The sequence below is a fragment of the Streptomyces sp. NPDC032198 genome, assembly GCF_040636975.1.
GTDB lineage: Bacteria > Actinomycetota > Actinomycetes > Streptomycetales > Streptomycetaceae > Streptomyces.
In genome coordinates, this window is sequence record NZ_JBEZVL010000008.1 from 234,282 (window position 1) to 257,162 (window position 22,881).

General features: G+C 69.8%; 21 protein-coding genes and 1 pseudogene. 7 read left to right on the top strand and 15 right to left on the bottom strand.

What is annotated here, in order from left to right:
* Window positions 1–115: 115 nt before the first annotated feature.
* The 4 genes from AB0E78_RS22760 to AB0E78_RS22775 all read right to left on the bottom strand — a co-directional run bounded on the left by AB0E78_RS22760 (window position 116) and on the right by AB0E78_RS22775 (window position 4,870).
* Window positions 116–1,162, bottom strand: a complete 1,047-nt coding sequence (locus AB0E78_RS22760) for a 5'/3'-nucleotidase SurE (RefSeq protein WP_361835299.1) — start codon at window positions 1,160–1,162, stop codon at window positions 116–118.
* A 78-nt stretch (window positions 1,163–1,240) separates the two neighbouring features.
* Window positions 1,241–2,578 (bottom strand): MFS transporter, encoded by a 1,338-nt coding sequence (locus tag AB0E78_RS22765; RefSeq protein WP_361835302.1) that lies wholly within the window; start codon window positions 2,576–2,578, stop codon window positions 1,241–1,243.
* Window positions 2,579–2,835: 257 nt separating this feature from the next.
* Window positions 2,836–3,858, bottom strand: a complete 1,023-nt coding sequence (locus AB0E78_RS22770; RefSeq protein ID WP_361835304.1) for a LacI family DNA-binding transcriptional regulator — start codon at window positions 3,856–3,858, stop codon at window positions 2,836–2,838.
* Window positions 3,859–4,057: 199 nt separating this feature from the next.
* Complete coding sequence (locus tag AB0E78_RS22775) at window positions 4,058–4,870, bottom strand: SAM-dependent methyltransferase (protein WP_361835306.1); 813 nt, start codon at window positions 4,868–4,870, stop codon at window positions 4,058–4,060.
* A gap of 305 nt (window positions 4,871–5,175) precedes the next feature.
* Between AB0E78_RS22775 and AB0E78_RS22780 the strand changes: the two genes are divergently transcribed.
* Window positions 5,176–6,897 (top strand): glycoside hydrolase family 18 protein, encoded by a 1,722-nt coding sequence (locus tag AB0E78_RS22780; protein ID WP_361835309.1) that lies wholly within the window; start codon window positions 5,176–5,178, stop codon window positions 6,895–6,897.
* A 201-nt stretch (window positions 6,898–7,098) separates the two neighbouring features.
* Here AB0E78_RS22780 and AB0E78_RS22785 read toward each other — a convergent pair.
* A pseudogene (locus AB0E78_RS22785) lies at window positions 7,099–7,238 on the bottom strand (serine hydrolase); the annotation flags it as partial.
* Between the two features lie 124 nt (window positions 7,239–7,362).
* A complete protein-coding gene (locus AB0E78_RS22790; protein WP_361835312.1) occupies window positions 7,363–7,590 on the bottom strand; it encodes a hypothetical protein in 228 nt (75 codons plus the stop codon).
* Window positions 7,591–7,721: 131 nt separating this feature from the next.
* Between AB0E78_RS22790 and AB0E78_RS22795 the strand changes: the two genes are divergently transcribed.
* Window positions 7,722–8,780: a LacI family DNA-binding transcriptional regulator gene (locus AB0E78_RS22795; protein WP_361835315.1), complete on the top strand. Its 1,059-nt coding sequence runs from the start codon at window positions 7,722–7,724 to the stop codon at window positions 8,778–8,780.
* Window positions 8,781–8,926: 146 nt separating this feature from the next.
* Window positions 8,927–9,169: an endo-1,4-beta-xylanase gene (locus AB0E78_RS22800; RefSeq protein ID WP_361835317.1), complete on the top strand. Its 243-nt coding sequence runs from the start codon at window positions 8,927–8,929 to the stop codon at window positions 9,167–9,169.
* 63 nt (window positions 9,170–9,232) lie between these two features.
* Here the strand turns inward: AB0E78_RS22800 and AB0E78_RS22805 are convergent, their stop codons facing one another.
* Window positions 9,233–10,759, bottom strand: coding sequence for an alpha/beta hydrolase domain-containing protein (locus AB0E78_RS22805; RefSeq protein WP_361835889.1), 1,527 nt, complete (start codon window positions 10,757–10,759; stop codon window positions 9,233–9,235).
* 337 nt (window positions 10,760–11,096) lie between these two features.
* Here AB0E78_RS22805 and AB0E78_RS22810 point away from each other — a divergent pair, with 337 nt between their 5' ends.
* The gene (locus tag AB0E78_RS22810) at window positions 11,097–12,008 is read left to right on the top strand and encodes an oxidoreductase (RefSeq protein ID WP_361835321.1); all 912 of its coding nucleotides are present in this window, start codon (window positions 11,097–11,099) and stop codon (window positions 12,006–12,008) included.
* Between the two features lie 32 nt (window positions 12,009–12,040).
* Here the strand turns inward: AB0E78_RS22810 and AB0E78_RS22815 are convergent, their stop codons facing one another.
* Window positions 12,041–13,237, bottom strand: a complete 1,197-nt coding sequence (locus AB0E78_RS22815) for an MFS transporter (protein WP_361835891.1) — start codon at window positions 13,235–13,237, stop codon at window positions 12,041–12,043.
* A gap of 237 nt (window positions 13,238–13,474) precedes the next feature.
* Window positions 13,475–13,852, bottom strand: a complete 378-nt coding sequence (locus AB0E78_RS22820; RefSeq protein ID WP_361835323.1) for a MerR family transcriptional regulator — start codon at window positions 13,850–13,852, stop codon at window positions 13,475–13,477.
* Window positions 13,853–13,927: 75 nt separating this feature from the next.
* On the opposite strand from AB0E78_RS22820, the gene AB0E78_RS22825 reads away from it, so the two are divergent.
* The 3 genes from AB0E78_RS22825 to AB0E78_RS22835 all read left to right on the top strand — a co-directional run bounded on the left by AB0E78_RS22825 (window position 13,928) and on the right by AB0E78_RS22835 (window position 16,505).
* Window positions 13,928–14,656 carry an SDR family oxidoreductase gene (locus tag AB0E78_RS22825; RefSeq protein WP_361835325.1) on the top strand — a complete coding sequence of 243 codons (729 nt, stop codon included), beginning with the start codon at window positions 13,928–13,930 and terminating at the stop codon, window positions 14,654–14,656.
* A gap of 194 nt (window positions 14,657–14,850) precedes the next feature.
* The gene (locus tag AB0E78_RS22830) at window positions 14,851–15,597 is read left to right on the top strand and encodes a phosphotransferase (protein ID WP_361835327.1); all 747 of its coding nucleotides are present in this window, start codon (window positions 14,851–14,853) and stop codon (window positions 15,595–15,597) included.
* A gap of 284 nt (window positions 15,598–15,881) precedes the next feature.
* Window positions 15,882–16,505: an SH3 domain-containing protein gene (locus AB0E78_RS22835; protein WP_361835329.1), complete on the top strand. Its 624-nt coding sequence runs from the start codon at window positions 15,882–15,884 to the stop codon at window positions 16,503–16,505.
* A 302-nt stretch (window positions 16,506–16,807) separates the two neighbouring features.
* On the opposite strand, the gene AB0E78_RS22840 is transcribed toward AB0E78_RS22835, so the two are convergent.
* The 6 genes from AB0E78_RS22840 to AB0E78_RS22865 form a co-directional block, all read right to left on the bottom strand.
* Window positions 16,808–18,373, bottom strand: a complete 1,566-nt coding sequence (locus AB0E78_RS22840) for an alkaline phosphatase D family protein (protein WP_361835332.1) — start codon at window positions 18,371–18,373, stop codon at window positions 16,808–16,810.
* The gene (locus AB0E78_RS22845; RefSeq protein WP_361835335.1) at window positions 18,370–18,948 is read right to left on the bottom strand and encodes a phosphoesterase; all 579 of its coding nucleotides are present in this window, start codon (window positions 18,946–18,948) and stop codon (window positions 18,370–18,372) included. Before AB0E78_RS22845 ends, AB0E78_RS22840 begins: the two co-directional genes overlap by 4 nt.
* A 245-nt stretch (window positions 18,949–19,193) precedes the next feature.
* Window positions 19,194–20,414 carry a metallophosphoesterase gene (locus AB0E78_RS22850; RefSeq protein ID WP_361835338.1) on the bottom strand — a complete coding sequence of 407 codons (1,221 nt, stop codon included), beginning with the start codon at window positions 20,412–20,414 and terminating at the stop codon, window positions 19,194–19,196.
* A gap of 356 nt (window positions 20,415–20,770) precedes the next feature.
* The gene (locus tag AB0E78_RS22855) at window positions 20,771–21,754 is read right to left on the bottom strand and encodes a zinc-binding dehydrogenase (RefSeq protein ID WP_361835341.1); all 984 of its coding nucleotides are present in this window, start codon (window positions 21,752–21,754) and stop codon (window positions 20,771–20,773) included.
* Window positions 21,755–22,064: 310 nt separating this feature from the next.
* Complete coding sequence (locus AB0E78_RS22860; protein WP_147993614.1) at window positions 22,065–22,286, bottom strand: helix-turn-helix transcriptional regulator; 222 nt, start codon at window positions 22,284–22,286, stop codon at window positions 22,065–22,067.
* Window positions 22,286–22,777, bottom strand: a complete 492-nt coding sequence (locus AB0E78_RS22865) for a DUF2975 domain-containing protein (protein WP_361835344.1) — start codon at window positions 22,775–22,777, stop codon at window positions 22,286–22,288. Before AB0E78_RS22865 ends, AB0E78_RS22860 begins: the two co-directional genes overlap by 1 nt.
* Window positions 22,778–22,881 lie beyond the last annotated feature (104 nt).

Here is a 22,881-nt window from a genome sequence, read left to right on the forward strand (position 1 = left end):
TGTGGAGGCCCTGATGTCGTGCCGGGGTCCGGGCGCCCCCCGAGCGCTCGGACCCCGGCTCGTGGTGGTGGGGGTGGGAGCCGCGGAATGGGCCGCTCGGCTCCTACCCCGGCCCTCAGCGCCCGCCGCGCACGAAGCGTTCCAGACCCCGGGTCGCCCGGCCGGTGTGCGTACGGTCCGGGCTGATCGGTGTCACGGTGACGTAGCCCTGCTGGAGCAGCGCGAAGTCCGCTCGGGGCTTGGTCTCGGGGCGGCAGTCCGGTGAGCGCGGCACGCACAGCTCCGAGCCGATGGTGAACGTGTCGCCCGTGGCCGTGTAGTGAGAGTTGACGATCTTCTGCGTGCCGACGGACGTCCAGGCCGTCCCCCGCGGACGCTGCCGTTCCGCACGGTGCGGATAGTTCACGTTGACGACGTACGTCGCTGTGAGCAGGTCGCGTTCGCGCAGACCGGCGATGAACTCGGCCCCGAATGCGGCGGTCCTGCGGTAGGTGTGGTCCGCGACCTCGAACGAGTCGGTGACGGCGGGGTCGTACGCGCTGTTGAGGGCGACGGCGGGTACGCCCTCGTCGATGGCGGCGAGCGCGGCTCCGAGCGTGCCCGACTCATTGACGACCGAAGCGACGTTCGGGCCGAAGTTGCTCCCGGTGACGACCAGGTCCGGGCCGTCCTTCCAGCCCACCTTGGCGGCAAGGCCGCCGTTGATGCCAAGGCGCACGGTGTCCGCGGGTGTCGCGCTCGGCGTGGACTGCCCGCAGGTCGCCGCGCCCTTGCAGACCCCGTACACCGCGCCGCCACTGCGCGCTCCCGAGCAGTCGTCCGCGTACCCGGCGGGCAGTGCGGTCCGGCGCTGGACGGTCAGCCGGCCACCGCTCGTGGCGCTGGTGCCCGCGCCGCTCTGGTTGGCCCAGGGAGCCATGACGACGACGTCCGCGCCGGCCGCGCACAGCGCGCGGCGAACCTCGTACAGGCCCTTGCCGTCGGAGGCGTTGGGGCGGGCCATCTGCATGGAGTCGTCATTGCTGAGCAGGACGCGCAGGCCGGTGAGCGCGGGCCGGTCATGTGCGGATCCCGGCCGGCCGTGGGCGGCCTGCGCCTGGGTGCAGGCGAACAGCATGGCGCTGGTGGCGGCAAGGGCGCCGAGTGTCTTGCATCGGTTCACGGTGAGTTCCTCAGAAGGCGGTGGCGGAGGGGGCAAGCTCGGGGACAGCAGGCGGTGTTGTGCTGGACGGTCGACGGTTCACCGGACACCGCGGACGCGCAGCACGCCCAGCGCGCCGATGAGCGAGAAGAGTGCGGCGATCGGGAACAGGGCCTCGTAGCCACCGACGGCGACGATCCAGCCGGCGATGGAGGGGGCCAGGATCTGCGGGCCGGCATTGGCGATGTTGATGACGCCCATGTCCTTGCCCGCGTCCTCGCTGCGCGGCAGCACCTTGGTGATCAGGGCCATGTCGACGGCCATGTACACCCCGAAGGCCAGCCCGCCGACGATGTTGTACGCGAGCATGCCGCTCTCCGTGGGCCACAGCATCGGCAGGGTCAGCGCGAGCGCGGCGGCGATCCCGGAGGTGAGCACGAAGGGCTTGACCCTGCCGATCCGGTCGGCGATCGGCCCCGCCAGGACGGACGCGACCACCGTGCACAGGGCGTTGACGATCATCAGGAAACCGACCGTCGGCAACAGGTCCTGCGGCGGGATCTTGATGTGCTCGGCGAGCAGGAACATGTTGTACGTGAGGACGATGAAATAGCCGAGCATGACGCCGAGGCGCGACAGGAACGCCCAGCCGAAGTCAGGGTGACTCCTGGGGCGGACCCAGAAGTTGGCGAGGAACGACCTGAAGGAGAAGCGCTTGCGGGGCAGGGTGCGCGCGTCCCGGTCCGGCGACACGACCACGAAGATGACGGCGGCTGCGACGACGGCCGCCGCGATCAGGTAGTACCCGTTCTCCCCGGCGAACCGGCCGCCGAAGCCGCCGATCACTCCGTCCAGGCCGAACTTCACACCCGGCACACCGCCGATCACCAGTGCCGCGACGATCGTGCCGAGCGGTACGCCGAGGCCCACCAGGGCGGAGAAGGTGCCGTACTTGGCAGTCGGCACCCGGTCGGGCATCGTGGCGGTCAGGGCCGCCTGATAGCCGTTCATGATGAACTGCACGACACCCCAGCTCAGTCCGAGCATGGCGATGCCGGCGGCGTGGGCCTGCGCCACCAGGGCCAGGGCTCCCAGGAAGGCGCAGAGCAGGATCCAGGGGGCACGGCGGCCGAGCCGGGAGCGGGTGCGGTCGGAGAGCTGGCCGAAGACCGGGTTGCCGACGGTCGCGAGGACCGCGCCGATGGTGCTGGCCGTGGACAGGGCGGCGGTGTCGTTCGTGCCGGTGATTCGCGCGACCTGGAGAGGGAGCAGAAAGCTGCCCACGCCGAACCAAAGCAGATAGAGGGCGACGTTGGCGACCGGCAGCGTGACCTGGAGCAGGCGCAGCCGCGAGGCGACGACGGGCTCGCCGACGTGCGCGCCCGCGTGATCGGCCACGACGGTTGCGGGCGCGTCTGCAGGAAGTGAATGACTCATGAGGGCCCCTTGGAAGGCGATGCCTAAGAGAACGGGACGCGTCTGGGGGCACGCGTTCCGCAGGAGCGTAGATGACACGTGTAAGCGTGGGAAGGTGTCGTGCTGCCCGCGATGGTTTCGTTACTTAAGGCGTGGATGGCTCGCGCACGAGAACGGTGTTGAGAAGTTGAAGGCAGCAGGCAGCAGGCAGCAGGCAGCAGGCAGCAGGCAGCAGGCAGCAGGCAGCAGGCAGCAGGCAGCGCGAGGCTTGCCGGGAGTCAGGCGGATTCGCGTACGACGAGTCGCGCGCGGAGCATGTCGTGGGTCTCCGGCGGCGTTTGTGGGGCGCCGATCAGCCGGTCGAGCAGCTCGGCGATCTCGCGCGAGGGCATGTAGTCGAGACGGATCGTCGTGAGCCGGGGGCGCAGCAGCCTGCCGATCAGCAGATCGTCCGCGCCCACGACCGCGATGTCCTCCGGTACATGCACGCCGGTGTCCTGCAGTGCGCGCACGGCCAGCGCCGCGTACTCGTCGTTGTACGCGAACAGGCCGTCGGCCCCGTCCGCTGTGCACTGCCGGGCCCATCCCTGCGCCGCTTCCTCGTCGAGCGCGAGGTCATGCCGCACGACGGTGCCCGCGCCATGGGCCCGCACGGCCCGTTCGACACCGGTCAGCCGGGGTTCGGCGAAGCCGCGCAGCGAGGAATCGGCGGGCATGATCACGCCGAGGGTTCTGCGGCCGGTCGCCAACAGATGGGTCGCCGCGTGGAAGCCGACCTGCTCCTCGTCGGTGACCAGGGCGTGCGCGCCCGGGACCGGCGCAGGGCCGAAGCCGAGTACGACCTCGACGCCCGCCTGGTGCAGTACGGCCACGGCGTCCTCGTCCAGGCTGTCGTCCATCAGTGACAGCACGGCGTCGGGCCGCAGCTCGGCCCAACTGCGGCCGGCCGCCGCACCCCGGGTCCCGGTCGGGCCGTACAGCACGGCCGTGTGACCCAGGTCCGACAGGGCCTGCTGCAGCTCGGAGAACGCCCGTGCGAACAGCTGCCCCACCGTCACCGCCGGTGCGGTCAGCAGGACGATCCCGCTGCGCCCGGACCGCAGGGCCCGTGCTGAGGCGTGCGGCACGTACCCGAGCTGCCGGGCCGCCTCCCGTACCCGTTCGCGCGTCGCCTCGCCGACTCGTCCGCCCTCGGTGTTGTTGAGGACGTAGGAGACCGTGGCCCGGGAGACTCCGGCGGCCCGTGCCACATCACTACTGGTGGGCGGGGTACGGACAGGGCGGGGCGGAGACGGGGCCATGGTGGTCATCTTGGCAGAGGAGGGGATGCAGGCCTTGAAGGAGGTCGCACCGCCACGCAAAACTCGCCGCCACGCAAACTCGCCGCCACGCAAAACCGGCGCCCACGTAAATCCCGCCCCCTCAACTCGTTCGGTTCAAGGTGAAGGAGAAGGCGAACCGGCCGAAGGAAGCTTCGGGGCCAAGGCGTCCGGCCGTGGGTCAGGGTTTGCGTGCAAGTGCACCGAACTGGGGCAGCACGGAAGCAGAGTTGGGCTCGGGTCGCCATTGCGAGCACGACACCAGGCCGGGGGTGACAAGGTCCAGGCCGTCGAAGAAGGAGCTGATCTCCGCGCGGCTGCGCGCGGTGATCGGCGGGGTGGCGTTCTCGTTCCAGAACGTCATGGCCTCGACGTTGCCCTCGCCACCCAGGTCGGTGTCGGTGGTGGGGTGTGTCAGGGCTAGATAGCTGCCGGAGGGGACCGCGGCCATGACCCGGCGCACGATGTCCCGTGCCTCGTCCGTGTCGAGGACGAAGTTGAGGATGCCCAGCATCATGACCGCGACGGGTTGGTCGAGGTCGAGGGTTGCCGATGCGCCCTCCATGACACCGGCCGGGTCGCGGACGTCGGTGTCGATGTAGTCGGTGGCTCCCTGGGCGGTACCGGTCAGCAGGCTGCGCGCGTGGACCAGCACGATGGGGTCGTTGTCGACGTAGACGATCCGGGATTCCGGTGCGATCCGCTGGGCGATCTCGTGGGTGTTGTCGAGGGTCGGCAGGCCGGTGCCGATGTCCAGGAACTGCCGTACGGCACAGTCGGCCGTCAGGAATTGGACCGCGCGGCCGAGGAACTGGCGGTCGGCGCGGGCCACGTCCCGGATCACCGGGAACATCGTGGCGACCTGGTCGCCGACTTGCTGGTCGACCTCGTAGTTGTCCTTCCCGCCGATCCAGTAGTTCCACACGCGTGCGTTGTGCGCGACTGCGGTGTTCAGCCTGCCCGGCATGTCTGACGGGTACTGGCTCTCACTCACGTCTTCCTCTTTTCTCGTTCACCCGCTCGGCTGTTCAGGCGGGTGTTCCGCCCGAGGCGTGCTGGACGGGCGGCCGCCGCGGCGGCGACGGATTGTCCGCCATTGTGGAGTACGTAGATCACGGCGTCCGGGGATTGGGCGTCCCCGGGGGAGTGGCCAGCGGATTGCCAAGGGGCTCTGGTGCTTCTTTTGGGATCGCCTCGCCAGAGGTCTTGACAACTTGATTGGTCTGGACCAGCTTTGCGCACAGTAGCGGTGGCCACCGGCTCTCACCTTCGTCCTTCGCTTCTCCCTGGAGGCATTCCGTGGACCGTGTACGTAAGGGCAGATCCGGTGTTCGACAGAGAATCGGCGCGGCGCTCGCCGTCGGTGCGGCCGCCGCGCTCGCCGTCACCGGTCTCGCCGCGCCCGCGCAGTCGGCGGACGCCGAGGCGGCAGACGTCAACGTTGCCAAGAACGCAGGGTTCGAGTCGGACCTGAGCAACTGGACATGCACCGAGAACAGCGGTGTCGCCGTCACCTCCCCCGTGCACGGCGGCACGAAGGCGCTCAAGGCCACCCCGGCGGGCCAGAGCAGCGCCGAGTGTTCTCAGATCGTCAAGGTGAAGCCCAACTCCACGTACAAGCTGAGCAGTTGGGTGCAGGGAAGTTATGTCTACCTCGGTGCCCGGGGCACCGGCACCACCGACGTGTCGACCTGGACGCCGGGCGCCTCGTCCTGGCAGCAGCTCTCCACCAGTTTCACCACCGGCGCGAACACCACGTCGGTCACCGTCTACACGCACGGCTGGTACGGGCAGAGTGCGTACTACGCGGACGACATAAGCGTTCTTGGACCCGACGGGGGCGGCGGCACCGACCCGGTGGAGATACCCGCCGTGCCGGCCGGCCTCAAGGCGGGCACGACGACGTCCACGTCGGTGGACCTGTCCTGGACCCCGGTGTCCACGGCCACCGGCTACACCATTTACCGCGACGGCACGAAGGTCGCCTCGACCAGCGGCGCCTCCACGACCGTCACCGGTCTCACCCCGGAGACCACCTACAGCTTCCAGGTCAGCGCCTCGAACGCGGCGGGGGAGTCGGCGAAGTCGACGGCGGTGTCCGCACGGACCACCAAGGGCGGCGGCGGAGACGGCGGCACCGTACCCAAGCACGCGCTGACCGGCTACTGGCAGAACTTCGACAACGGTGCCACCGTGCAGAAGCTGCGTGATGTGTCATCGCAGTACGACATCATCGCCGTCTCCTTCGCCGACGCCACCACCACGCCGGGGCAGATCACCTTCAACCTCGACCCGGCCGTCGGCTACTCCTCCACCGCCGACTTCAAGGCGGACATCGCGGCCAAGCACGCCGCGGGCAAGTCCGTGATCCTCTCGATCGGTGGCGAGAAGGGCACCATCTCGGTCAACAGCGACGCCTCCGCGACGGCATTCGCCAACAGCGCCTACGCGCTGATGCAGGAGTACGGATTCGACGGCGTCGACATCGACCTGGAGAACGGCCTCAACCCCACCTACATGACAAAGGCGTTGCGCCAGCTGGCGGCGAAGGCGGGCTCGAAGCTGGTGCTCACGATGGCGCCGCAGACCATCGACATGCAGTCCACGTCCGGCGGGTATTTCCAGACGGCGCTGAACGTGAAGGACATTCTCACGGTCGTCAACATGCAGTACTACAACAGCGGTTCGATGCTCGGCTGTGACGGCAAGGTCTACAGCCAGGGCAGCGTGGACTTCCTGACCGCGCTCGCCTGCATCCAGCTGGAGGGCGGTCTCGATCCCTCGCAGGTCGGGATCGGCGTCCCGGCATCGACGCGCGGCGCGGGCAGCGGCTATGTGGCCCCGTCGGTCGTGAACAACGCCCTGGACTGCCTGACCCGCGGCACCGGCTGCGGCGCCTTCAAGCCGTCCAAGACCTACCCGGGGCTGCGCGGCGCCATGACGTGGTCCACGAACTGGGACGCGACGGCGGGCAACGCCTGGTCCAACTCCGTTGGCCCGAAGGTGCACAGCCTTCCGTAGCGAACGGCTTGGCGGGCCGGACAGGCCGAGGGCGCCTGATGGCCGCGCGGAGCTTGTCCCACCTAAAGAATGGCCCTTGACCCCGGCATCGGCGGTGATCGTCTCGATGTCCAGCACCTCGCCCTGGGCGAGGTGCTGGACGTGACCCAGTGCTGAGCATGGCGTGCCGATACCGATCGAAACCGCCGGCAACCGGAGCGTCTAGCGCGGGGGAACCGGGCGGTCGTAGACGTTGTTGGGGTGACGATCTCAGTGATCGCTCGGGCGACCAGCGAGGACGGCTCCTGGCCGTCATGGCTGATGTCGGTGTTGAGCAGCAGAACCAAGGTCGCCTTCTTTGAGTTGCCGGGCCCCGGCCGGTATCAGCGCGCCGCGCTGTTCAGTGCCGCGAGGACCGCTCCGGTGAGCGGGCAAGTTGGCGCACGCCGCGCCGTACCGGAAGCCCCGCCCGGGACGCAGTCGTGCTCAGCTCGCCGGCGGGGTCGTGCTCCGGCGGGCCGCGAGTTTCGTGGCGATCTCCGGGCCGGGCTGCGGCACCCTCTCCCCGCGGCCGTATGCGGGAGCCAACTCGGCTGCGGAGGAGGCCATTTCACTCGCCAGCTGATGCACCGTCATCAGCGGGGGAGCGGCCCGCACCGCGGCCGGCACGCCGTCCACCGGGTCGAAGTACGCCTGCGAGGACCTCCGGCGCATGCACGCACAGCCGGAACTGCACCGGCTCATCCTCGGTGACGGGGGTGACCGGCCGGCCGCCGACGGAATGTTCTACGGTTTCCGGAAGGCGCTCGGAGACTTTCGGGTGCACAGCTACGGAGGTGGGGACTGTGGCCGGGAAACGCGCCCAGCGCGATACAGGCACGGGGAGCCCGGACGGGGCGGTCAAGGTGACGATCAGCGAGATCGCACGGGAGGCCGGAGTGTCCGTGCCGACCGTCTCGCGTGTCGTCAACGGGCGCTCCGATGTCTCGCCCGCCACCCGGGCCCGCGTCGAGGACCTCCTGTACCGGCACGGCTACCGTCGCCGCCCGGTGGCACCCGGGGCCCGGGCGGCCCTGCTCGACCTGGTCTTCAACGACCTCGACAGCCCCTGGGCTGTGGAGATCATCCGTGGTGTGGAGGAGGTCGCGCACGAGCAGGGCGTGGGCACCGTGGTCTCCGCGATCCACGGCCGGGCGGGCGCGGCCCGCCAGTGGATGACCAACCTGCGGGCCCGCGCCTCGGACGGTGTGATCCTGGTGACCTCGGCGCTCGAACCCGGGCTCCACGACGAACTGCGGCGCCTGGGCGTGCCGTTGGTGGTGATCGACCCGGCAGGATCACCTGCCACCGATGCGCCCACCGTCGGCGCCACCAACTGGGCGGGCGGCATGGCCGCCACGGAGCATCTGCTCGGGCTCGGCCACCGCCGGATCGGGTTCATCGAGGGCCCGCCCCGGCTGCTGTGCTCCCGGGCCCGCCTCGACGGCTACCGTGCCGCGCTCGATGCGGCCGGCGCGCCGCTCGACGGCGAGCTGATCGTGCCCGGGGACTTCTACCACGAGTCGGGGTTCACCGGCGCTAACCGGCTGCTGGACCTGGACGTACCGCCCACCGCGATCTTCGCCGCCAGTGACCAGATGGCACTCGGCGCGATCGAGGCGCTGCGCCGGCGCGGCCTGCGCGTGCCGGAGGACGTGAGCGTCGTCGGCTTCGATGACCTGCCGGAGGTGTGCTGGTCGTCCCCGCCCCTCACGACGGTGCGTCAACCCTTGTCCGACATGGGCAAGTTGGCGGCCCGTGCGGTGCTCGACCTGGCCCGCTCCGTGGAGCCGGCCTCGCCGCGGGTGGAGCTGGCCACGGAGTTGGTGATCCGCGCAAGTACGGCGCAGCCACGACTCGCATAGCGAAGGTCGGCCTTCGGGGGGTGTCAACGGCCCGTTCTGTTAAGGCCGTTGACACCCCTTTCGTCTGCCCGCAACTCCCTAGCTGGGCTGTCTCCCGATAATTTGCGGATCGCTTCCGGAAGGACCGTCATGTCGCCCCTCGAGGGATGCAGCAGCACATCCAGCGCTTCGCCGATCTCGGCGTCGACGTCGCCCTGGCCGAGCACGACCTCCGCATGGCCCTGCCCTCCGCCGCGGCGAAACGCGCCCAACAGGCCGACTGGTACAGGCTGATGACCAGCGCCTGCCGGGCCGTGCGGCGCTGCGTCGGCATCACCCTGTGGGCTCCGACCGGCACTCGTGGATTCCCTCCACCTTCCCCGGCGAGGGCGCGGCCCGCCAGTGGATGACCAACCTGCGGGCCCGCGCCGCAGTGGTGCCGGGGCGCGGGGCAGCGGCCGGACGACCGTGGGTCAGCCGCCGATTTCCGAGTCCTGCGCGGCGGCGATGATCGCGGTCGCGTCCTCCGGCAACAGGTATCCGGCGTCGACGGCCGTCTGCGCGGCCCTGCGCACCTTGCCCACGTAGGCGGCGTGGGTCGGGTAGAGCCGACTGAGCACCGGCTCCGCGGTGGCCGGGAGGGACGGATCGGAGGGGTCGCCCTCGTCGTGCCGGTCCCAGGCGTCGGCGTCGCCGTTCCACGGGTCGCGGGCTCCGTACAGGCCGCAGAAGACGCCGCTGCCGGTGGTGTCGCGCGCACCGGTGAGCGTACGGGTGGGCACCGTGACATCCGGCAGGCGGACACCGCCGGTGGCCAGGCCGGTGGCCGGGTCACGCAGAACGGTGCTCATCGGCTGACCACTTGGCGGCCGCGCACCGTCCCGCGCCCAGACGGCCAGGTGACGCAGCGCCGCGTTCATCGCCCAGTGGCCGGGCCCGTCATTGAAGGGAGCCGAACCAGCGGCGCAGTCCGGCGACGGCGCGGCCGAGCCCGCCGACTTCTGCACGGTCGCGCTGCCGAGGTCGAAGGCCCACTGGTCGCCGTGCGCGGTGCCGGCCAGTTCCCAGTGCACGACGCTGCTGGTGTCCGGCTGCCGGGCGGTCGCGGCGCCCGGCACGTCGGTCTCGGTCAGCACTACGAACGTCGGCACCGTCAGGTCGGTCCTGATCCGGGAGGGGTTGGGCATCAGCAGGGTGTCGGCGAGCACACCGCTGATCGGCGCTGGGATCGCGCTGTTGCTGTGCACCATGAAGCCGTCGTAGACCTTGGCCACCGGCTGGACGGCGTTGACATACGTCGTCATGAAGCCCGCTGACTGTGACTCGCCGTCGGCGAGCAGGGTCCGGACCGGGAGCCCGCCGAGCGGGTCCGGCCCGTTCGGGGTGCGCAGCGCCTGGCCCGCCTGGGAGAAGATGTCGTAGGCGAAGGCGTCACCGGGGTGGACCAGGCCGGAGTACCGGGCCGGGTCCCAGCCTTTCAGACCCTTGATCTCACCCCGTCCGCCGTTGACCCCGACGGCCTGCGCCGAGACGCCGACCCAGGCATAGCCCTCGCGCAGCAGCTCGTCCCGCTCGAACCAGTAGTCCGGGGAGAGGTCGAGCTGGCCGCTGACGTTGAGCCACTCCACCACCACGGTGCCGTTGAACTTCGCGGGATCGGCGGGGCGGCGCACCAGCAGACGGCTCTTGTAGGCGGCGGTGCCGGACGCACGGACGTTCCACCGGCCGTCCGAGGTCCACAGGCCGGACTTGGCGTACGACGTGGCGGTGCCAGAGAAGAAGTACTCGCTCTCGGTGTAGCCGAACGAGGCGAGGTCCTCCGCCGCGGCGAGGAACGGGAAGCCATGACTGCCGACGGGCGGGACGGTGACTGTTGGGCTCGCGGTCGTGGCGGGGGAGGCCGCGGCCGGGAGGGCCAGCGGGGCGACGAGGAGGGCGCCGCAGAGCAGCGCCCCCAGCGCGGTGGCGGTGACGGACCGCCGGAATAACCGAGCAAGCATGCGCACGGGTTGCCTCCGTGAATGCGTGTCCCAATGGGTTGAGACCGCAGTCTCGACGGACCGTGAAGGGCTGCCATCGGCAAATCCACCGGTGTCCCGAGAGCGGTGATCGGTGGCCGGTGGCCGGTGACGGCCGGACCGCTGGATGGCTACCAGCCGTCCGGGAGCCGGCACACAGTCCCGGCAGGCCGAGGTGTTTCTGGCAGAGCGAAGGTGCTTCTGGCAGACGTAGGCTGACCGGAGGGCTGGGTGGGGTGGCCGGGTTGGCGAAACATTGAGGTCAGCGCCGGGAACGCCGGCGCTGAACACCTCAACTCCCCTCAGGAGAAGCCCCCTCATGAGCAGCCTTCCCGCCACCTCGCACAACACCCCCGGCAGCGACAACGCTCCTGTTGGCTCCGATGTGTGGTTCGTTACCGGTGCCTCCCGCGGCTTCGGCCTGGCGATTGTCCGCGAGGCGCTGGCTCGCGGCCACAAGGTGGTCGCCACCGCCCGCCGCTCCGACCGCATCGTCGCCCTGCTGCCCGAGGCAAGCCAGAACCTGCTCGCGCTGGACGTCGATGTGACCGATGCAGCGGAGGTCACGAGGGCGGTCGACGCGGCCACCGAGTGCTTCGGCCGGATCGACGTCGTCGTCAACAACGCTGGCCGTGGCCTGCTCGGCGCGGTCGAAGAGGTCTCCGACCAAGCGGTGCGTGCGGCCTTCGATGTCAACGTGTTCGGTGCGCTCAACGTCCAGCGCGCCATCCTTCCGCAGCTGCGCAAGCAGCGCTCCGGGCACATAGTCAACGTCAGCTCTGTCGCCGGAGTGGTCGGCATCCCGGGCTGGGGCCTGTACAACTCGACCAAGTTCGCCATGGAGGGCTTCACCGAGGCGATGTCCCACGAACTTGCTCCGCTCGGCATCAAAGTGACCCTCATCGAGCCCGGATACTTCCGTACCGACTTCCTCGACACCTCCAGCCTGAGCACGGAGAACAACGTCATCGACGATTACGCCGCCACCGCCGGCGCCACCCGCTCCCATGCCCAGGACGTGAACCACGCGCAACCGGGTGACCCGGTCAAGGGTGCCGAGGCGATCGTGAACCTCACCGAGCTCGCTCAGCCGCCGCTGCGGCTGGTCCTTGGCTCCGACGCCTACGGATTTACCCGGGCCAAGCTCGAGACCCAGGTCGCCGAACTGCACACCTGGCGCAAGGTCTCCGAGTCCACCGACCACGAAGACCAGGCTGTCCATGGCCGATAGGTGGGCAGGTCCGGGCCGGTACCGAAGATCAGTCACGCTCTTCCGTCGCGTACGCCCACTGCCGGGCGCCGCACCAGGTAGGCGCCGGCGGCAGCGGCCAGCAGCACCATGACACCGATGAAGACAAGCCCGGCCTCTTCCAGACCCAGTGGCTCGGAGAGCACGCCGATGCCGATGACGGGGATGGAGATGCCCGTGTACGCGACCACGAAAAGCGACGAGATGACGCCTGCCCGGTGCGCTTGGGGAGCGGCGTCCGCGACGGCTGACACCGCGGCCCGCAGGGCAAGTCCCTGACCCGCACCGCCCACCAGCGCACTGAGCACCACCAACGGAAGCTTCTCCCAGGCCAACGCCCCGGCCAGCAGGCCCAGACCGGCGATCAGCGCCAGGCAACCGAGCGGCAGCGCCCTTGCCACGCCGAGCCTGCTGACCAGGAGTTGGCCGATGGTGGATGCGAAGAACGCCAGGAAGACGATCAGGCCGATGAGGGCGAGGTTCGTGACGTCGAGCGTCCGGGTGAGGAAGGCGGGGGACACCGAGGTGAACACCCCCAGCAGGGAGAAGCCGACGAACGCCGCGAGTGCGGCGGGTACGAAGACCGGCCGGACCTCCGGCGGCAGGCTGGGTCCCTGGGGGCGTGCCGTGCGCAGGGGCCGCGGGTCGCGCACCGTCTCGGACAGTGACCAGATCATGGCGAACGCGACTGCCACCAGGACGAGATGCGTCACGAACGGCAAGGACAGCGGCATCGGCGCGTATTCGGCGAGCAGCCCCGCGAGCAGCGGGCCGCAGCCGAGGCCTCCCATGTTGGCCGCGGTCGACGCGAAAGCGGCCCGCCCCTCCTTGCCGGGAGGGGCGCACTCCATCACATACGCGGTCGCCGCGCCGGTGAACAGTCCGGCGGACAGCCCCGACAGCAGCCGTCCGAGGTAAAGGAGCGGCAGGCCGCCCTCGGCCAGGAAGCACGCAGCACTGAGCGCGGAGAGCCCAAGGCCGCAGAGCAGGACCGGTCTGCGGCCGACGGTGTCCGAGACGTTGCCCGCGAGCAGCAGGACACCGATCACCCCCAAGGCGTAGACGGCGAAGACGACCGTCACGATCAACTCGGAGAAGCCGAGCTCGTTCTGGTACAGGCCGTAGAGCGGAGTGGGAAGCGTGGTGCCGGCCATGCACACGGCGAAGGCCCCGGCGGCCCGGAGATAACCACCCCGTCGACGGTCCGGCATGCTGTTCTGACGATCAGTCACATCAGGAACCGTAGCCGCCGCCGGGAGGAGGCAGGCGTTTTGAAATGCTGGCGTGGTGTCGTCCCCTGGCAGGCTGGGGGACAACTCCCGCGAAGTGCCGACGCTGTCTTCGCGTCGAGGACAGGGCCCCTGGTGGTCGCGCAGAACTCGTCCCACGTACGCGCCCGGCTCATGCGCCAGCCGTGGATCGCTGGTGCGACGTCCGGCCGACCGCGCCTACGGATGCGTGTCCGTGATCGCGATGACCTGGTCGAGACGAGCCAGGGCAACCTGCAGGTCGTCGATCTTGGCTTGGACGCGGTCGCGCTCGGCGCGCAGCATGGCTCGTTGCTCGGCGTCGGTGTGCCCGGAGTCCCAGCACGGAAGGAGTTCCGTGATCCTTCGGCTGGTCAGGCCGGCGGCGAACATCTGCTGGAAGAAGCGGACCAGGGCGATGGCGTCCTGCTGGTAGAGGCGCTGGCCGGATGGGCTGCGCTCCGCGATGAGCAGCCCCTGCTGCTCGTAGTAGCGCACGGCGCGTACCGAGACGCCGGCACCCCGTGCCACTTCGCCGATGCGGATCAGCCGCTCGGTCGCGGCCTCGGTGACGGTCATGGTGATTCCTCTCGCCCCGGCCCTGAGGACCAGCACTTGCCTCTGACGTTAACGTCAGGTTTTAGCGTACTGGTCATGGACATCAACAACTCAGTTGCCCTTGTCACCGGAGCCAACCGCGGCCTGGGCCGCGCCTTCGCCCAGCGCCTGATCGAACGGGGCGCCCGCAAGGTCTACGCGACGGCCCGCCGGCCGGAGGCCGTGGACCTGCCCGGGGTCGAGGTGCTGCCCCTCGACATCGCCGATCCCGCATCCGTGAGGGCCGCCGCCGAGGCCGCCCCGGACGTCTCGCTGCTCATCAACAACGCGGGGATCCAGACGGGGACCGATCTGGTGACCGGGTCGCTGGAGGCAGTGCGGTACGAGCTGGAGACCAACGTGTTCGGCCACCTGGGAATGATCCGGGAGTTCGCGCCGGCGCTCGCCAGGAACGGTGGGGGCGCGATCGTCAACGTCCTCTCCGCCATGTCGTGGTTCGGGGGCAAGGGCGCCAATGCCTATCACCTGACCAAGGCCGCCGCTTGGGCCATGACCAACGGCGTCCGCCTGGAGCTCGCCGAGCAGGGCACCCTCGTAACAGCGGTGCACCTCGGCCTGGCCGACACCGACATGGCCGCGGGCTGGCCCGTGGACAAGATCGCGCCGTCGGACCTGGCCGACGCGGCGCTCGAGGGCGTCGAGGCGGGCTCCGCCGAGGTCCTCGCCGACCAGTGGAGTCGGGACGTCAAGTCCCGGCTGCCGTTGAGGCCGGAAGAGTTCAACGCCGCAATGGACCGCGCCCTGGCGGCGCTGACGGCGGCCTGAGGGGTCCCTGGCAACGGCCCAAGGTCCACAACCATGGTTGGAGTGCTAGGACTCCTAACAAACGTGGTGGGCCTGACCTGGGCAGAGGTCGGTGTCGTGCGCGAGGCCGTCGGGTAGCGAGGGGCGGTCAATCGCGTCGTCGCACGCAATAAACCTGGAGACGTCGGCGATCATCCCCGGGATACTGGTCGCCCATGGATGAGGTCAAAGTCGTCGTCGCCCATTCCGAGCGCGCGACTCTGCGCGTCGGTGACGTGTTCTTGAAGGTGGACGCCGATCAGGCGCGCGTCGACGCCGAGGTCGAGGCGATGTCGCTCGCGCCGGTCCCGACCCCGGAAGTCCTGTGGCGCAACCCGCCCGTGCTGGCGATCGCCGCACTCCCCGGGACGACGCTGGGGCGCCTCGGCGGGCCGTCGACCGGGGCGTCGGCGGCGTGGGCCGCAGCGGGCGCCGCTGTCCGGAAGCTGCACGACGCGCCCCTGCCACCCCGGCGGGGCCGGGCCGGCCGGAGCATCGGGGCGCTGGCGGCGGAACTGGACGACGAGTGCGAGTTGCTCGTGACCAACGGCGTCTTGCCCGTTGATCTGGTCACCCGCAACCGCCAGGTCGCCGAGGCCGCGCTCCGGCCGTGGACGCCGGCGTTCACACACGGCGACCTGCAGATCGCGCACGTCTTCGTCGACGGCGACGAGGTCACCGGCATCATCGACTGGTCCGAGGCGGGCCAGGGGGATGCCCTGTACGACCTCGCCACCTTCACGCTCGGACACGAGGAGCACCTCGACGACGTCATCGCCGGTTACGGCGCCGACGTCGACCTCGACGTGATCCACGCGTGGTGGTCGTTGCGAAGCCTGCTGGCAGTTCGCTGGCTGATCGAGCACGGCTTCGACCCCTTCTTGCCGGGGTGTGAGGTCGACGTTCTGCGATCCCGGATGTGAGGCCGCGCGGGCCGTCATTGCTGCGGCTTGCGTGAACGCAGAGGTCTGTGACCAATGCAGTCGCGAGGTCGGCGGCGAGTAGCCGTAGCCCCCCACATGCGCGACAGCGCCGACCTCGGCCTTTGCTCAGCAGGTCCATCGGCTGATCATTTGTTCCTGCAATTCGGTGACGGAGCGCGCGTCGGGGGGCGGGTCACGCGATTTGTCCGGTGGGCGACCTACATTTCCTCGACAGTGCAGGGTCCCGGACTCCGCTCGGGGCTCACCGCTTCAAGGAGATGGAAATGCTGGTTCGCAATGCCGTCAGCGGGTGTGTGGCCGTAGCCGTCGCCTCCGTGGCAATGACCGGTCTCGCGCATGCAGATGCTCCCACCGTGCAGGCTCCCCATACGGCCGCAGCACCGCGGGTCACGGTCACTCCGACGATGGCCAAGCAGAAGGCCACGGTCACGGTGAAGGTCGTGGGCGCTCCGAAAACGTGCCGTTCGGTGTGGGCGCGGTCCGACGCCTTCGTCAAGACGGCGGCGCTGGCCAAGAAGGGCAACCCGCCGGTGTACGCGGGCCCAGCAGGGGTGAAGGCGAATGCCGCCCCTGGTCCGCACCAGGTCGTGGTCGGGGGAGTCGGCTGCGGAAAGTGGACGGCGAAGGCCAAGCTCACTGTCCTCGCAGCGCCGAAGACGGTGAAGGGCAAGGTCATCTCCAAGACCGGCGTGCACGTACGCCAGCAGCCGAGCTCCAGTTCGCGCATCACTGGGGCCTACCGCAGCGGTCAGACCATCGACCTGATCTGCCGCAAGGTCGGTCAGCCCGTCGGCGGCAACCGCACCTGGTACCAGGTCAAGACACCCAAGGGATGGGTCACCGCTCGCTACGTGAAGGCCAACGGCCCGGTTCCTTACTGCAAGTGACGGATCTTCAGGAAGGGGTTCCTCTCTCCGCCCTGTGATGACGTTGAACTGGGCATGGAGCGGAGCGACTCGGTAGCCGTCCCCCAGCGCGCAGACGAGTGCGAGTCCAGGAGGGGCCCACCCTTGGACTCGCACTCGCCTGCTGTTGCAGCGCTCGTAGCTGCTGTCGTACCCGTGCCGACCAGAGGAGCCCGAGCCCGGCGGACACCGGCCCTTCGCCTGACCACCACCGCCTGCCACAGACTCGACGCCACCACGCCCCGACCACTGGGCCGGGGCGCGTCGCGCGTCGCAATCCTGTGTCAGGCCCGGCGGTACTGTGCGGGCGACCCCTTGGTCTCCGCGTCCTCGTAGGACCCCACCTTGCCCCGGTCCACATGGAACGTCGTCAGCGTACTGACGGGCGAGCGCGGGTCCCGGCGGTCACCCACGACCCGCATGTGCGCGCTGAACCGCTCCGGCGTCACCTCATACACGTCGTAGCCGTACCGGTTGCCCTCGAAGTACTTCAGGTGCGGATTGGCCTTGCCCATCAGGGGGCCGTTGGCCGCGTTCCAGTCCGCGGAGTACGCACCTGAGGTCACCGAGTGTGCGGTGAACTCCGTTCCCAGCAAAGGGGATTCCGGCTCGTCGAAGTCGGTGTGGATGTCATCGACGAACGCCGAGTGCCAGTCACCCGTGATGACGACCAGGTCCTCCAGACCGCTGTCGTGCACGTGCCCGAGGACCTCCTTGCGCTCGGCGAGGAAGCCGTCCCACTGATCGGTGAACATGTACGAGCCGCCGGGACGCCCTCGGAGCTGGCTCAGCATGATCGAGTTGGCCCATATGTGCCAGGCGTCGGGGGCGCGGTCGACGGTCCTCTTCAGCCACGTCTTCTGCTCGGTGCCCAGGATGGTGCCGTCCGGCAGGTTCTGCGCCGAGCGGTACGAGCGCAGGTCCAGGACGGTCAGCTCCAACAGGTCGCCCCAGCGCCGCACCCGGTGGATCTCCGGGTCGGGCAGCGCGGACCCGCCGAAGGAGTCACGGTGCGGCATGTGCTCGAACCACGCCTGGTACGCGGCTGCGCGACGCCGCATGAACGGGGCCCCGCCGCCGGTGCCGCTGTAGTCGTTGACGACCTCGTGGTCGTCCCAGGTCAGGAACCACGGGTGGGCCGCGTGCGCCTCGCGCAGCGACTTGTCGCCCTTGTACAGGGCGTGCCGCTTGCGGTAGTCGGCGAGCGTGAGGATCTCCGGGCCGTCGTGGTCCCGCACATGCTCCTCGGGTACGCCGCCGACCTGGCCGTGCTCGTAGATGTAGTCGCCGAGGTGGACGACGAAGTCGACGTTCTCGCGAGCGATGCCGCGATGAGCTGCGAAGAAACCGTCGTGGAACGCCTGGCAGTTGGCGGCCGCGAAGGTGACCTTGGAGACGTGGCCGCGCGGCGCAGTCTTCGTACGCCCCGTGCGAGATGTCTTTCCGAGTGCCTTGAAGGCGTACCAGTAGTGCCGGCCCGGAGCCAGGCCGCTCACCGGGACGTGCACGCTGTGGCCGAGTGTCGCCGACGCGGGCGCCGTGCCCCGGGCGACGACGCGACGCAGCCCGGCGTCCTTGGCGACAACCCAATCGACCTCGACGATGTCGGGAAGTCTCTGCTCGGCGGCGAGCGGTTCGGGGGCAAGTCTGGTCCACAGCACCACGGAGTGCGGCTGCGGATCACCGGAGGCGACGCCGAGCGTGAAGGGCGCGTGGTCGTACTCGGCCCCCAGGTTCTCGGCGGCCTCGCGGGCCTGCGCCGGGGTGAGGCCCGGGGCGAGCGGCCAGGCGACGCTGAGCGCGCCGACGGCCGCGGCGGACTTCAGGAGGTCACGTCGGTTGACGGTCATCGGCGGCCTCCGGTGGCGCTGAGGGTGAGGGAAAGGGCATCCGCGTAGCCGTCGTTGGAGGTACCGCTGCCGCTGCGGGTGAAGACGAGAAGGACCCGTGCCGAGCGGGAGGTGGGCGGCACGGCTGCCTCAGCCGTGCGTTCCAGGAGTCCGGTCTTGCTCTGCCGGTCGGCCGCGCCGACCGGTCCGAGGACGCTGAGGGCGATCGGGGTGCCCTTGGCGTCGCGGAACTCCACGGACAGGCGCGCGCCGTCTTCCTGCCCGGCGAAACCGCCGAGCCAACCGGCCAGCGTGTAGCGGACCTTGCCCGCGTCGACGGCGCGGCGTCCGGTGGGACCGCTCCTGGGCAGGTCGACGTCCTGCATCAATGCGGTACGCGGGCTGTTGCCGCCCGAGAAGAAGCGGCTGCCGCGGTGGGCCGGGCCGGGGTCCGACGCGGTCGGGTAGCCGCCGCCGAGACTGTAGGCGATGAGTGCCGGGGCTCCCTGGGTGACCTTCCAGCCGCGGACCTTCGAGACGGGGTCGGCACTTCCGCCGGACCCGCTCTCCGCGTCGCCGTTGACGACGAGATTCACGCACGCCTCCTGTGATCGGTGAGTTGAGCGCGGTCAGCCCACCAGCCCCGCATGAACCAGGAGAAGCATTCCGGCGAATTCTGTTACAGCCGTACATCGCTGTACATCGCTGCGCATGGCCGTATGCCGCCGGTTCACGGGGCCGCGCGTGCTCTCGTCCCCTGCCACAGGCCTACGCGGATCGCGTCACCAACGCTCCGTCCCCCAGGCCGGCTCCCACGTCGATGACCGTCAGCCCGTCCGCGTTACGGCGTGGGAGGCCGCTGCGGGGAGCGGAGTACGAGCAGGGTGATCTCGCTGGGCGCGAAGATGCGGAACGGCGGGCCCCAGAAGCCGGTGCCGCGGCTGGTGTAGAGGAGGGTGCGGTCGCCGTGGCGGCTGAGCCCGGCCAGAGCAGGCTGGTCGATGCGGACCAGGTGGTGGAAGGGCCAGATCTGACCACCGTGGGTGTGGCCCGAGAGCTGGAGGTCGACGCCGCCGGCCGCTGCCCGGTCGACGAACTTGGGCTGGTGGGCAAGGAGCAGGACAGGCAGGTCGGGGTCGGCGCCGTCCAGGGCTCCGGCGAGGTGCGCGCGATGGCCGGCCAGGCCGGAGGACTCGGCGGTGACGTCGTCCACGCCGGCGACCACGAGGGTGTCGCCGCCACGTTCGAGCAGCAAATGGCGGTTGCGCAGCGGTTCCCAGCCCAACTCGTCCATCAGGTCGACCCAGCCCTGGGCCTCGCTGTAGTACTCGTGGTTGCCGGTGACGTAGACCCGGGCCCGTGCGGCCCGCACGGTGCCCAGTGGGGCGGCCTGGGCGCGGCGGCGGTCGGCCGTGCCGTCCGCGATGTCGCCGGTGTGGCAGACCAGGTCGGCCTCCAGAGTGTTCACCGTGTCGCAGACCCGTGCCGACCAGCGGGCGCGGTCGAGCGGGCCGTAGTGGGTGTCGGTGATGAGGGCGACACGGGTGCCGTCCAATCCGGCCCCCAGGCGCGGGAGTTGCACGTCGAGGTGGCGCACCCGTGGTACTCGGCGGGCCTCGGCGTACCCCCAGGCGAGCAGCACGGCGGCCGTGCCCAGGACCGCCCAGGTGACGATCCGTGCCCGGTACTGCCCGTCGCCTGCGCCGGCCAGGGCCAGCGCAGTGCGCAGCAGGACACCGAGCAGGACGGACCAGGTGAACAGCACCCAGCTGACCCCAAGAAGGGTGTCGCCGACGATGGCCGCCCAGTCCTGCTGCCGCCGGCCGTGGCCACGCATCATCGCCAGCGGCATACCGATCAGGCCGAGGGTGAATACGGCGGTGCCGCCCAGCATGACGGGGAGCGGCCAGTGCTGGCCTGCGTACAGCAGCACCCCACAAGGCACGGTCCACAGCAGGACCGGCGCGATCAGGGGGATGTAGCGCATCAGGCGGCGCAGGCGGCTCTGCTGGGCCGCCTGCGCCGAATCGTCCCCGGCTCGCGCTTCGCTGGTGTCGGTCACGCTGCCCCTCCTCAAGTAGCCACCCTGTCAACGCGCGCAATGTATCTGGTTGCCTGAGGAGTCGTCTTGTCGCCCACTGCGGCGGGGCAGCCGGGGCGGGGGAGCTACTGCTGTGCAGGCGTGGCCGTGCGCCTACGGGTGGCGCATGAGCACTTCAGCATTTGTGGATCCGTGTGCCCGGTGGGCGGCCACGCCCGACACCCGCAGTTCGGCGGGCCCTCTTCGCGGCAGCCGCCAGTAGGTCCGCCATGGGCGGCCGGACCCGCGGGTCCAGTCGGAAAGTCTGCGCCACACCGGGCATCGGCCTCCGATGACGACCGTGACTCCGGGCGAAGCGCCTTCACCTGCGCGAGGTCTCACACGGCGGCGATATCGAGAACGACTTTGCCTGTAGTCCGTCCCGACTCGATCCGGCGGTGCACCTCGGCGACGTGTGCGAGTGGCGCTGTTTCGACCTGCAGGTGCAGGTCACCGCCGGCCACAGCGGCCACCGCCCGACGCAGGGCCCGCCCCGTCTCCTGGGGATGCGCGGCGGCGAAGGCGGCGAGGTTGAAGCCTGACACCGTCTTGTTGGTGAACCACAGTTCGTTCGCGGAGAACGGCACGTCGTCGGCGTTCGAGGCATTCCCCATGACCACCAGACGCCCCAGCGGCGCCAGGCGTTCCAGGCTCGCCCGCCGGGCGGGGCCGCCGACCATGTCGATGACGACGTCGAACTCGCCGGTGGACGCCACATCCGCGCGCAGGACGACCTCGTCGTACCCGAACGCCTTCGCCTGCTTCACCTTGGCCGCGCTGCCGACCGTGCCGACGATGCGTCCGGCCCCCAGGAGCCGTGCCACCTGGCCGAGTTGACTGCCGACGCCGCCCGCCGCGGCATGGACCAGCACACGCTCCCCGGCGGCGAGACGAGCCACCCGTTCCAGGACCAGGAACGCGGTGGTGCTGTTGGAGGGCAGTGCCGCAGCGGTGGTAAGTGCGGTGAGGTCCTCGGGCAGCGGCGCGACGAGATGCGCGGAGGTGACGACCACCTGGGCGTAGCCGCCGCTGTCGACGATGGTCAGCGCCGCCACCCGCTGGCCCACCGCCAGCCCGCTCACGCCCGCGCCCAGGGCACGGACACGGCCGGAGACCTCTATGCCGGGTACGAAGGGCAACGGCACGTCCACCACCCCGCGCCGGTAAAGGATCTCGGCGAAGTTCGCCCCCGCGTAGGCGACGTCGATCGAGACCTGGCCCGGCCCCGGTTCGGGCACCTGGCGGGTCTCGAGGCGAAGGACGTCGGCGGTGCCGAACTCGGGGATGGTGACGGCGTGCTGTTCTACGGTGTGGTTCGTCATGGGAAAGATTATGGTGCGGCGGGTGAAGGCGAGCCAGGTGGGAACTGATCCTGGGTCTGCCACCACCAGGAACATCACCAGGATGCTGACGTGGACGGTCCCTGGCCCGACACGACCCTCGGCCCGACATGGCGCCACTTCCTCATGTCATGGTCTTTCCTGAGCAGTTGGTGCCAGGACTGGTGTCACGTGGCGTACTGAGGGGCGCGGGTTCGGCCATGGGAGAACGGTCGAACGGCTGCTTCGCAATCGGCCCACGAGGACTCTCGCAGGGCCACGGGGCCCGACGGAAAGCCGATCTGGGTGCACGTCATCCGCTCGCCGCGTCCTCGGCCTCCCAGCGCAGCAGGTCGCCCGGCTGGCACTTGAGTACCTCGCAGAGCGCGGCGAGCGTCGCGAAGCGCACTGCCTTGGCGCGGCCATTCTTGAGCACCGCCAGGTTGGCGGGAGTGATCCCGACGCGGTCCGCGAGGTCCCCCACGGACATCTTCCGTCTGGCCAGCATCACGTCGATGTCGACGACGATCGGCATCAGATCACCTCGTCCAACTCGGCCTGCATCTGCGCCGCTTGGACGTCGCGCGCGACGGCTTGGGCGAGCAGCATCCGCAGGACGAGCACGATGAGAGCGACCCCGAGGATGGCCAGGCCGACCCCGCCCATGATGACGGGGACGCCCGGGTCGTCCCGCTGGCCCGGCGCGTTGAGGGCCGTGACCGTGAACCACAGCAGGGCAGCCGCCACGATCGCACCGATCACGGCGTCCACGTACCGGAAGGCGGCGTGGGAGAACACGGTTCCGCGCCGCACCATCGTCACCAGCCGCCATACGCTGACGAGGGCGACCTGCGCCGACACCATGCCCAGAATGGTGAGCACGCGCAGTGGGGTGAGTGGGAGCGACCCGTCCTCCGGGTCGTTCCCACTGACCAGCACCCACACCATCCCTGCCTGTACGAAGACGGTGCCGGCGAGCATCATCGCGAGCACGGCGCGAAGCGCACGCACAGCCAGTTTTCCCATGACTCACCTTCCATCGACTTGCGATGTGAATCTATCGAATCTCGATAGGTGAGGCAAGGGTCGGTCCGGAGGGTTGGCGGCGGTCGGGCGCCGCGTCGGGAGGC